Origin of the sequence: Anaeromassilibacillus sp. An200, assembly GCF_002160025.1 — a bacterium.
Taxonomy (GTDB): Bacteria; Bacillota; Clostridia; order Oscillospirales; family Acutalibacteraceae; genus Caccousia; species Caccousia stercoris.
The window spans coordinates 62,830-73,883 of sequence record NZ_NFJU01000018.1; the positions used below are offsets into that span (position 1 = coordinate 62,830).

Consider the following 11,054-nt stretch of genomic DNA (forward strand, 5'->3'; position numbering starts at 1 on the left):
TCAGGGAGGAATCCGCTTGAAGGAAATCAAAACGAAGCCGGAAGTCATTCGACCGAAGGAGCGTGGGAGTGTTGCGAGAGCGCCGAAGACGGCCATGCACCGCGTCTGGCTGCAGGCAAAGGAGAAGCTTACGGCTGAAAGCCGGGAGGCCGCCGCTCCCGCTTCACAGGAGAAATCCGGAAACACTCCGGCCGGCAGCGCGGAGGAGCAGCTGCAATCCGTCGTGGGAACTGCCGCGGAGAGGATTGCCCACGGGTTTTCCGGGGAAGTGAGAAAACGTCTGCCGGTACACGGTACGAAAGAGACGGTCGAGCCGCCGTACCAGGCAGGAGGACAGGAGAGCACAAAGGCAATCCCACCGCAGCCCTGCGAAAGAGGCAGGGAACTCGCGCGGACAAGGTCATCCGACCACCGCGAAGAAAACAGGATGCGGACAAAGGAAATCCGTGCGCGGAAGGCGGAGGAACACGTAAACACAGTCCGCACGCAAACCGTCGGGAAGCACACAAGCTTCTCTCCCCCATCCCGCCGCCAGATAAACAAAAAGACTCCCGCAGCTTCCTCCGTGAAGGAAAAGCCGCGGGAGTCTTTGCGAACCGTGAAAACGGGAACCAAACAGTCTGCCGTCCATCATACACAGCGGGCAGCCGGAAAAACACGCGAGCTGCAAAAGGTGCGGAAGAAAGCGGCGCGCTCCGCACAGCGCACGCGGCAGACAGCCAGAGCAGCAGCCCGGACAGTGCGCTCCGCCGCCCGGGCGGTATCCGCAGGGCTTCGCGCTGCTGTGGTTGCTGCGAAAGGACTGGCAGCGGCTCTGATCGCGGGAGGCTGGGCCGCGGTGCTCGTGATTGTCCTCATCTGCCTGATTGCTTTCCTTGCCGGTTCCTGCTACGGCCTGTTTCTCGGCGCGGAGGATACGGGAAAGGGAACGAGCGTCACGCAGGCCGTCTCCTTGCTGAACGGAGAATTTGAAGCCAAAATGGAGGAGATCGCAGAGAGCGTGGAACACGACCGTCAGGAGGTGATGGCAAACGACGGGAACACCGCGATCTGCTGGGAGGAGGTTCTCGCTGTGTTTTCCGCCCGAACAACGGGGGCGGAAAACGGAACGCAGGTCGTGGCGCTGGACGCCGCTCAGATCGATGCTCTGCGCGCAATCCTGTGGGATATGAACAGCCTGAGCCACACCACACGAAGGGAAACGAAAACCGTGGAGGTAACGGACACAGACATGAACGGGAACACCGTCAGCAGAACAGAAACCGTAACGGAAACGGTGCTGGAGATTCAAATCACCCATCGAACGGCGCAGGAGATGGCCTCTGCGTATTCCTTTACCGACCGTCAGCAAGAGTATCTCCAGCTCATGCTCGACCCCGCCAATGCTTCGTTGTGGGGGCAGCTGCTGGGAGGCTTGACGGCGGGCGGCGGAATCATGCAGCCTGATACCGGTTGGGAAGGAACAGGGATCTTCCAATGGCCGCTCCCGCAGGAGTATCCCATCACCTCCCCCTTCGGCTGGAGGACAGACCCCCTCACCGGAGAAACCTCCTACCATGGCGGGACAGACATCGCCGCGCCGGGCGGGACGCCCATTTTGGCCGCCGCGGACGGCATCGTCACCGCTGCCAACAGCACCGACTCCTGGGGCGGCAGCTATGGATACCATGTGAAGCTGGATCACGGAAACGGGCATGAAACGCTCTATGCGCACTGCTCCTCCATCTGTGTCACGGTGGGACAGGAGGTGGTACAGGGCGAGGTCATCGGCTATGTGGGAACAACCGGAGCCTCGACGGGAAACCATCTGCACTTTGAGGTGAGGGTAAATGGGGAAAGGGTGGATGCGATGGGAACAAGTGAAGAATTACAGACTTTTTAAGAGGGAGTCGACAACACTTTTCTGTAAAAGTTCTTTTACAGGCCGACGTATGGCAAGAGCGTTAAAGATCATCATGATTCCAAGAGTCGCCAGAAATGTGGGAAGAGAGGCATACCATAGAATATCCCAAAAAGGAAGATAGTTAAATTTTCCACATAACAAGACAATTGCTGCAAGACTTATAAGATATCCCAGCAGACCACCCCGCAGAACAGAAAACAAATTTTCTGACAAAAGCAACCGGCTGATCGTCTTTCGGTTCGCTCCAATGGTTCGCATGAGGGCATAGCTGTGGAAATTAGTTTTGACTCTTACATAGGTGGCAAGCGTAAATGACAGCAAAAGCATCACAAGAAAAACGGCCAGACTGGCCAGAATCCCCAAAGTCTTGCTTCGCACAGAAGCTTCATAAACAGAACGTTCTTCCAGGAAATTACGGAAGGAAACATTGTCAGAACGGGAAGCAATGTCCATCAGGATGGCTTGCGCCCGCTGCTCTGTTTCCGGACGATCCTTTTGCGTGTTTCGAATTCCAATGCTCTCATAACGGGCAGAAGGATCGAGAGAAAAAATGAATTCTGCGGACAGGATCACAGGATCGGAGGTTTGCTCGGAGGGATATGTGGCTCCCACCCGTATGGTACGAATATCAAAGGTAATCTGATCCGATTGATCTTTTTTCGGACTGCCTTCCAGCAAAATTGGTGTGATTAATGTGTATTCCTCGCCCACATGGCAGATAGAGTCCGGGGCAAGGATTTCCTCGCCGGAAACAAATGCTTCTTCCTGAAATACTCCCTCCGTCAGCTTATCATATTGCTCTCGAACGGATGGAACATCCATACCAAGAAGAAAAGGCTCCACCAGTTGATCCCCGGAAGAGATATTCAGCAGCTTTTTAAGCTCCTCCATTTTGAGTCCTTCCCCTTCAAATACACGTCCTTCCTCCGCAAGGGCGTGCAGATAGGGGGAGGGTTCCCCTTCCCGAAGCAACAAAAAATGGCTGGTCATCCATTTTATATAGGCGCTTGTCACCTGTAGGCCTTCTGTGGCACGGATACGATCCAGATTTGCTTGAGAAACCCCCGTCTCTCGTGGGAGGGAAATATTAAAATGCAGGGGAGAAGATCCACCAGATGTCACAAAAAGCTGATAGTCCTGATCCTCCGGAAAATCGTTCAGTGCAACACTGCTGTGATCGACCCGAGGGGCGAACTGGGCAAAAAAGATTCCTCCTACTGAGAAAAGCACGCAAAATGCCGCAAGCAGTGTGGTAATACAATTTTGAGAAAAATATTGCTTTTTGGTTGCGTGATGCCAAAGATCACCCAAAGTGCCATAGTGGTTTATCCGTCTTTTGATGGTTTTATGGGAAACAAATCCGTTTGTCAGCGGAACGGTTGGGAACAGGCGCTTTCGCAGGATGAGGTAGGACAGCAGGAAGGCGAGAAACGACGCCAAAACGGGAGGCAGAAAAAGAAGAGGTGGAAAGACACAGCGGAACGGAATCCCCAATGCCGCCATCAGCTTCTCCGCAAGAAAAAGAAGCAGGACACTGCATACGCCGCCGCCGACAACGGTCTCCATATACTGTACAGCCAGGTCGGCAAAGATCATGCGCTTGACCAGCCGAATAGATGCTCCTGTCAAACGCAGCAGACGGCAGTAGGGCTGCATGGCAGTCAGGGCATTGAGGATCAAACTGTAAATTCCCAGGAAGGCCGCAATGCAAAACAGGATTGACAATGGAAGTGCAATCAGATCCACCGTCGTTTTCTGGCCTTGCAGTTGTGTGTTTCGTTCCGGGTGATAATAGTTTTCCGCACGCACACCACCCAGATCGTTTGGAAACAGTATTCCATTGCAGAGCACATGCACATAGAGCGGTTCTGTGCCGCTGTCCCATGTCAAAACAGCTGGGGGCGGCATGGAAACAGCGTTTCCGCTGCTGTCCAGGCGTTTCCATTCGGAAACATAGTCTCTCAAAGTTCCAACCAGCACAAAGGTTTGCTCCATGATGGATCCGTCTTTTTGCATAAGAGGGAGTGTGACAGACTGTCCAATCGTAGACGCATCTATTCCCAGTGCATAGCAGGTAGACTGTTCCACGGCGATTTCTCCCTCCGCCTGTGGGAAAGAACCGGACTCCAGTCGGATTTTTTTCAATTCTATCGTGTTTTCGTCCATTGTGCCAAGATACACTGATACATCTGTTTCTTCAGTAGCAATCTGTGTGTAAGCGGCTGTTACACCGGAACGAGAGGAAGCAATTTGATCAGAGTACGCATCCAACTGTTCCCGATCCACTTTGTATAAAATATCGGTATAGGTGCCGTACATTTCCTCAAACGACTGCTCCATCTCCGCCAGCAAGCCGGCACGCAGCAAAATGCTGATCTGAAGCGCACAGACAGACAGGATCAGGCAGACAAGGCTTGCCGCGTATTGCGCTCTATGAGCCCGGTGGTAGCGTCCTGCCAAATAAAAAGCCTTCTTCATGTAAGATCACCGCCTACCATACCGTCCGAGAGCGTTAGAATCCGAGGAAACTGTTCTGCTATGTCTGGATTATGAGTTACCACAATTAGGGTAAAGCCGTATTCCGCCTGCAGCTCCTCCAACAGCTCCATCACCTGCCGGGAATGCTCCGTGTCCAAACTGCCCGTTGGCTCGTCACAGAGCAAAAGCTGCGGCTTGTTGGTCAGTGCCCGTACAATAGCGACGCGCTGCTGCTGCCCACCGGAAAGCTGAGAGGGAAAATGGGAGAGTCTGTCACTTAAATCCAGCCGTTCAATGAGACGATTCAAATAAGGGGTGTCTTTCTTTTTTCCGCGCAGCAGGCTGGGAAGGACGATATTTTCCAAAGCCGTCAGCTCGGGCAAAAGGTTATATTCCTGAAAAATAAAACCGATGTTGCTCAGACGAAATCGGGAAAGGGCTTCCTCCTGAGCGGGCAGGCGTTTTCCGTCAAACAGGATACTTCCGCCGGATGGCGTGTCAAGTGCGCCAAGCAGATGCAGGAGCGTGGATTTTCCTGATCCGCTTGCTCCGACGATTGCTACCCGTTCTCCGCCGCTAATTTCAAAGGAGCAGGGCTGCAAAGCTGTTACAGCTGCTTCCCCTTCCCCATAAATTTTGCTGAGAGATTTTGTTTGAATGTTCATTCCTTCACCTCTTAATAGCCAAAGGGGCGAACTGCTGAAGCAATTCGCCCCTTTTTACTTCCTTATGTTCTCATTATTTTCCGTGAAACGTGTCCAGTAAAACACAGGTACAAGATATTTACCCGGCGAAATTTCGGAAGGTACCGGTAGCAGTCATTGTACTTCCAGCATTTCCTGCTACACGCATGGAAATATGATAATTTCCCGCGTCTCCTCCGTACCACCAAGCACGTCTTCCGTTTCCAACTGTGATTGTCTGATCACGTCCATAATAGGTATCCGACCATCCATCTTTCCAAAGCGAAAGATCTGCAACGGCTCCGTTATTCGGGCACGATACTGCTATATTGACATATTCTTTCGGATTACCACCCATAGCCACATCAGGCCCTTCACCATTTGCTGTTGTTACGATAGTGTAATTGTTGTGTGTGTAGTCTGCGGCAAAAGCGGCAACTGCAAACGTACAGATCAGCGCACAGGCACAAAAAAGGGTAACGGATCTTTTCAGAGTTTTTGACATAATAATTCTCCCCTCATTTTGATGTTCAGATTAACTTGACTTCTGATGAAAATTAACTCATTGGAAACACCTCTTTTCCTTATTTTTACAGATCAGCAGGCCTAGAGTCTGTTTTAAAACCTAGGCGTTGTGTGAAAAACGACAATGTAGTAGAATGGGAACATGAAGAGACATGAAATAAACGAAAAATAATGGAATAGGATCAAGGACAAGTTCCTGCATGAGAGAAAGCCGCAAGGAGGGCGTTCCGGGAAAAGCAACCGGGCAATGCTTAACGCGATTCTATACTGGCTGAACACGGGGATTCCATGGCGGGATTTGCCGGAGCGATTCGGCTCATGGCAAAGCGTATACAGTCGGTTTCGGGGCTGGACAAAAGCCGGAGTGTGGGAAAATATCCTTACAGCCCTAATTGAGCAGGATTTGGTGGAGGAAACAACACTGATGCTGGACAGCACTGCCATCAAGGTTCACAACACGCTAGTGGGGCTAAAAAGGGGATATCACGAGGAAACCGGGCGGAGCAGAGGAGGCTTGACCACGAAGGTCCATGCGGTAACGGATGGACTTGGGAATCCATTGCGCTTTTTGCTCTCCAGTGGGAACTGTAATAATATCCGCGTGGCGCAGACACTGTTGGAACCTTTTGATTTGAACGGCAAACTCATTCTGGCAGATAATGGCTATGACAGCGATAAATTTGTACGCTGGTTGGAAGAACGGGGCAGAATCGTGGTGATTCCCAGCCGCATCATTGCCAAACATCCCCAAAAAACAGATTGGCACACATACAAAGAGCGTCATCTGGTGGAAAATCTTTTCCTCAAGCTGAAAAACAACCGCCGTTTTGCCACCAGGTATGAGAAGAAAGCTCTCTATTTTCACGCTGTTGTCTGTCTTGCCTGTATCCTTGTTTGGTTACTTTGATAGTTTTAAAACAGACTCTAGAGCGATCATGATTTTTTCTTCGTTATGTAGTAATTATGAACCAAAAAATTTGCCCGAAATGGTTTCACTTAAAAGTTGGAAACCCAAATAGATAGAAAGAGATATAAGAATTGCACCGATAACAATACCAAATAATATTTTTGTCGAATCGTCCATTTTTTCCTCACTTTCAATATAAAATATTTTAGGGTTGGTTGTCTTTGTTTGCAGTTATGATATATTCTTATTTCCTGCAATGAACATCATATAAGTTCTAAATGCAACAGTTTTATTAAGAGGTATTTCCAACGCATTCCCTACATAAACAATGCGATTATTATCCGTGACATCTTGCCATGAAGAATGGGACATTGCTCTGAATTTCACCCAAACAGCTTCATATCCATTCCCAATCAAATCAAGACCTACTTTTGCAGAATCATTTCCTGCAAAATAGGAGGATTTAACGTCAACGCCGGTTCAAAGACATTGCATTAACAACAAATAAAGCGCTATACTGTTTACATATTTTTTATAATTAAACTATACACTAATTTATCTGTTTTGTGTAAAAAAAGGAACAAATGGTATTAAAAAAGTCTTAAACAGAAGAAATATGCTTGATATTGACTATCGCTTCCTTTTAAGACAAATATAGTACCGTTTATTCCACATCACTTACACTTACAAAATATATGGTATAATAACCGCAGACTGGCGGTGCGCGGGCTGTTTGGCATCTGAAAGCACACAGCTGGGCGACCGGAGGGAGATACTAGGCTTGCGCGCCACAGGCGTGGTATAATGTTTACCAACAGACTTGTACGCAAGCTGCTCAACGCAGTGAAGATACACATCTAGGACAACGTGGGCATTTTGTGCGGAAAGCCCACCGCAGGTATTGGATGCCAAGTAGAAACAACCTATAAGGAGACAGAAGAATGAATCTTATTATTTGTGACGACAATCCTATAGAACTGCAGAGGCTGCAGGAAAGATTAGAAGCATACAAAAAAGAAAAAAATAAAAATATTCGGACTGTTTGCTATGAACATAGTGCGGTTCTTTATGATGATTTGGACAGGAAACAGATGGGGGACATTTACATTCTTGATATTGATATGCCTGTGATGAGCGGACTTGAGCTTGCACAAAAAATTCATGCGATTGATATGAATATTCCGGTAATCTTCCTGACCGCACATCCGGAATATGCCTCCTCGGCATTCAAGGTACAGGCTTTTCGCTATGTCTCCAAAATGCAGATCGAAACAGAGCTCAGGGAAGCAGTGGACAACGCCATCCAATATCGGGAAAAGCTATGCAAATTTTCCTGCCTTACGATCAAAACAGATGGAAATTGTTTTCGCATTCCTTATGACCAAATTCAGTATGCAAAAAAAATGGGAAAAAATATTGAGCTGCATACACTTTTCAGAAGCTTTTTGTATCGAGATGATATGAAAAGGTTGCTGGAGGCGTTGAACGATAGTCGCTTTGTGCGGATTGACCGAAGCTGTATGGTCAATTTGGATTTTGTCGAGGGATACACGGAACATTTCGTCCAAATAGCAGGAGCTCCCGAATTACCTGTCAGCAGAAGAATGCTGCCAGATTTCAAGCGTGCCTTCGCAAAGAGATGGATGGTGGATATCGCTCAAAGGAAAAAGGGGGCGGGTTCCACATGAATCCTGTGTTTGAAATAGCAACAACCGCAATCGAAAGTGTTTTGTGTCTCAGTGCTGTTGCTGAAATGGCGGGAAAGCGTTACGGCGGACGGAAGCACTTTGCTTTGCTGTTTGGCCTGGTTATGGGTATGACGATCGTAGTGACTTTTTTCAATACGCTGGCTTCTTTTTCCTTCGTGACTGTCGTAGTTGCTATTATATATATTGTTTTTACATCAAAATTTCTTTCACGGGGGCACTGTTTGATCCGATCGACAGCCTGCATGATAACTTTATTCTTTTTACATAGTTTCGATTATATCATTGGTTTTTCCACAGCACTCTCCATTGCTGATTCTCCTTCGATCTATCATGGATATGATGCCATGATGCATAATTCAACAACTAGGGTTATCTACACGCTGATCAATAAATCACTTCAAACAGTACTGTTCCTTCTGGTCAGGCCCTATTTACATCATGTGGCAGTATTACCACGACGCTTATTAAAAACGCTGCTCCTTATTATGACCGCAGCCTACATCATCATGTCATCTCTGATTCAAATGATTGTTACCGACTCACTTTATGTTATGCAGATAGCGGTGATTTTCTCCTGGGTTTTTATTATGATTGGTATGCTCTCGTGTATTTTTATTGTAATATTGTTCTCAAGATACCAAGAGGAAAAAAATAAAAGCAGCTTATCATTGCTGGCCAATCAATTGATGGAAAAGAATTATCAGGGACTGGCCGCAAGCCAACTCACACTCTCCAAGCAACTTCACGATTTCGGGAATCACCTTAAAACGCTGGAAGCTCTTACAGCAGAAAACCCAAAGGCTCAACAATACATTTCTCAGCTTTTGAGCGCCACATATAAAAACACGCCACGTTGCAGAAGTGGAAATGATGTTATTGACGCCATTGTGAATTGCAAAGCGGCGGAAGCGGAAGAAAAAAAGATTGCGTTTACTTTTTCCGTACATCTGACCTCGGCTATCTATATTCCTTCCATTGATCTCTGCGCTGTTTTGTCAAATCAATTGGACAATGCGCTGGAAGCGAGCCAGAAAATTGCGAAGGAACAGGAGCGATATGTAAAAGTGGTGATCGAACAAAAAGGAAATTTTTTATCCTTCCATGTTGAGAACAGAACCGACAGGGATCCGTTTGATTCCACAGGAAGCCTTCCCAGCACCAAGACGGACCCTGCCTTGGTGCATGGTCTTGGAATCCAGAACATCACGGAAACTGTGGAGAAACATCTTGGAACGCTGGAAAATAGCTATCATGACCATGTGTTTATCTCTTTTGCCGTCATGCAGAATACCGTTTAGGACTATTTTACTACCATTTCGTCCAAATAAAACTTATTTCTCTGCAATGTGCTATAATAATTAAAATTCATCAAATGGAGAGATTGCATGTCGCTGTATCATTGCGCAGATTTCTGTGCTGAAAAGCTGATTCAGCATACCAATACCCCTTCTTCTCACAAACCTGTCTTTCGCTATGGAATTGAATTGACAATTTCTACTCTTTCTTCCATTCTATCCGTTCTGTTCCTTTCCTTGCTCCTGAATGCAACGATAGAAACTATTGTGTTCCTGATAGCATATATGAGCTTGCGTATTTGGAGCGGAGGATATCACGCAAAGACATACGCGCGGTGTTTTCTCAGCACCAATCTTACCTATTTGGCGGTTTATGTTATTTCCAGAATACTTCTTACTCTGGAGAGCGTGTGGCCTCCTCTTATTTTGCTCTTTGCAGCCAACATCGTAATCTTTACTTGGGCACCTGTAAAAAACAAGAATCATCCTCTCTCCGAGAAAAGATACCAACAAAATAAAAAAATAGCACGAATACAACTTTTTGTTTACAACCTTGTGTTTGTTGTATTTTTTATTTTCCTAAATAAACTCATATTTATATTTTCGGTATCTGGAGCAGCCGTTGCTGCTCTTATGATTATTCCAATGCTAAAACAATGGAGGGAAAAAGATGTCTAGTATTTGGTCTATGCTCGCTTCTTTGATTGAGGGGATTGCTAATGTTGGTGCTGGTTTAGCTTCAATTGCTACTAATTACGAACCTGAACTCCCCGAAGAACTGAGAAAGTAAGCGAAGGAAGTCTTTCGATGGCCCCGGAAATCCAAGGTGAAATAGCCCTGGATCTTCCGGGGTTCTTTTTTTATATTCAAATTATCCTGTAATTTACCCAAAGTCCCGCTCTCCTCCGGCAATCTGAATTTTTCAAATTCAGATTGTATCGGAGGATTTTTTATGTCTTATAACAAGGCGCGGGCCGAAAAGGAATGGCTCGCATGGAAAACGGCGGAGGAAACAAAGCTCCGCGAGCTTGGCGTGGAAGAAGAAACAATCCAGCGCCTTCATACATACGATTGGATGGAATTTAACCGGGAGCGCCGCTATCTCCAGCGGTGGGCAGAGTGGCCGGCAAAGCAGGAACCGGAATTTTCCGAGGGCATTACCCTCCCCTTGAATAACCGACACGCGCTTCTTAACGAAATAAACGACGAATCATTATTGAAAACATTGATGCACGAAGATGCTTTAACAGTAGATCTCATTCTCTGGAAAGCATTGGGTTACTCCACCGAACAAATCTGCCGGTACTTCCATTTATCCAAATACGCATATTACAACAGAATCAGGAGGTTAAAAGAAAAAATAAAAAATTTTTTGTGAATGCGGCAAAAAATGCCCTTTCCCACGGGCTATAGAGTGAAGGGAAAAAATAAGCCCCTTTCTCTGAACCTTGCTACGAAAATAAGTAGCGAGGGCGTGTACCTTGACAAACAGGTTTTCAATGCCTCATGAAAAACCATCGCAGCACAAAAAGCGGCAGGCCAAAACCTGTCGCA

Annotated in this window: 10 protein-coding genes; 7 read left to right on the forward strand and 3 right to left on the reverse strand. The window is 47.2% G+C overall.

Annotated elements, in window-relative coordinates:
- The first annotated feature begins 16 nt into the window (after positions 1-16).
- A complete protein-coding gene (locus B5F35_RS19215) occupies positions 17-1,882 on the forward strand; it encodes a M23 family metallopeptidase (protein ID WP_242969483.1) in 1,866 nt (621 codons plus the stop codon).
- Here the strand turns inward: B5F35_RS19215 and B5F35_RS10420 are convergent.
- From B5F35_RS10420 to B5F35_RS18450, 3 genes are all read right to left on the reverse strand, one after another.
- Positions 1,868-4,381 carry an FtsX-like permease family protein gene (locus tag B5F35_RS10420; RefSeq protein WP_087240676.1) on the reverse strand — a complete coding sequence of 838 codons (2,514 nt, stop codon included), beginning with the start codon at positions 4,379-4,381 and terminating at the stop codon, positions 1,868-1,870. The two genes, B5F35_RS19215 and B5F35_RS10420, sit on opposite strands and share 15 nt — an antisense overlap.
- Positions 4,378-5,046, reverse strand: a complete 669-nt coding sequence (locus B5F35_RS10425; RefSeq protein ID WP_087240678.1) for an ABC transporter ATP-binding protein — start codon at positions 5,044-5,046, stop codon at positions 4,378-4,380. The genes B5F35_RS10420 and B5F35_RS10425 overlap by 4 nt, the downstream gene beginning before the upstream one ends.
- 118 nt (positions 5,047-5,164) lie before the next feature.
- Complete coding sequence (locus tag B5F35_RS18450; protein ID WP_140401196.1) at positions 5,165-5,569, reverse strand: hypothetical protein; 405 nt, start codon at positions 5,567-5,569, stop codon at positions 5,165-5,167.
- A gap of 201 nt (positions 5,570-5,770) precedes the next feature.
- On the opposite strand from B5F35_RS18450, the gene B5F35_RS10430 reads away from it, so the two are divergent.
- From B5F35_RS10430 to B5F35_RS10455, 6 genes are all read left to right on the forward strand, one after another.
- Positions 5,771-6,496: an IS5 family transposase gene (locus B5F35_RS10430; RefSeq protein WP_140401197.1), complete on the forward strand. Its 726-nt coding sequence runs from the start codon at positions 5,771-5,773 to the stop codon at positions 6,494-6,496.
- 941 nt (positions 6,497-7,437) lie between these two features.
- Complete coding sequence (locus B5F35_RS10435) at positions 7,438-8,184, forward strand: LytR/AlgR family response regulator transcription factor (RefSeq protein WP_087240682.1); 747 nt, start codon at positions 7,438-7,440, stop codon at positions 8,182-8,184.
- A complete protein-coding gene (locus tag B5F35_RS10440; protein WP_162611401.1) occupies positions 8,181-9,503 on the forward strand; it encodes a sensor histidine kinase in 1,323 nt (440 codons plus the stop codon). Before B5F35_RS10435 ends, B5F35_RS10440 begins: the two co-directional genes overlap by 4 nt.
- Before the next feature lie 87 nt (positions 9,504-9,590).
- A complete protein-coding gene (locus B5F35_RS10445) occupies positions 9,591-10,178 on the forward strand; it encodes an accessory gene regulator ArgB-like protein (RefSeq protein WP_087240686.1) in 588 nt (195 codons plus the stop codon).
- Positions 10,171-10,290 carry a cyclic lactone autoinducer peptide gene (locus B5F35_RS10450; protein ID WP_087240688.1) on the forward strand — a complete coding sequence of 40 codons (120 nt, stop codon included), beginning with the start codon at positions 10,171-10,173 and terminating at the stop codon, positions 10,288-10,290. Before B5F35_RS10445 ends, B5F35_RS10450 begins: the two co-directional genes overlap by 8 nt.
- Before the next feature lie 162 nt (positions 10,291-10,452).
- Positions 10,453-10,878: a hypothetical protein gene (locus tag B5F35_RS10455; protein WP_087240690.1), complete on the forward strand. Its 426-nt coding sequence runs from the start codon at positions 10,453-10,455 to the stop codon at positions 10,876-10,878.
- Positions 10,879-11,054: the final 176 nt, after the last annotated feature.

Coding starts and splice junctions, on each gene's coding strand:
- B5F35_RS18450 (WP_140401196.1), bottom strand. CDS start 5,569: ATGTCAAAAACTCTGAAAAGATCCGTTACCCTTTTTTGTGCCTGTGCG.
- B5F35_RS10445 (WP_087240686.1), top strand. CDS start 9,591: ATGTCGCTGTATCATTGCGCAGATTTCTGTGCTGAAAAGCTGATTCAG.
- B5F35_RS10435 (WP_087240682.1), top strand. CDS start 7,438: ATGAATCTTATTATTTGTGACGACAATCCTATAGAACTGCAGAGGCTG.
- B5F35_RS10420 (WP_087240676.1), bottom strand. CDS start 4,381: ATGAAGAAGGCTTTTTATTTGGCAGGACGCTACCACCGGGCTCATAGA.
- B5F35_RS10455 (WP_087240690.1), top strand. CDS start 10,453: ATGTCTTATAACAAGGCGCGGGCCGAAAAGGAATGGCTCGCATGGAAA.
- B5F35_RS10440 (WP_162611401.1), top strand. CDS start 8,181: ATGAATCCTGTGTTTGAAATAGCAACAACCGCAATCGAAAGTGTTTTG.
- B5F35_RS10450 (WP_087240688.1), top strand. CDS start 10,171: ATGTCTAGTATTTGGTCTATGCTCGCTTCTTTGATTGAGGGGATTGCT.
- B5F35_RS10425 (WP_087240678.1), bottom strand. CDS start 5,046: ATGAACATTCAAACAAAATCTCTCAGCAAAATTTATGGGGAAGGGGAA.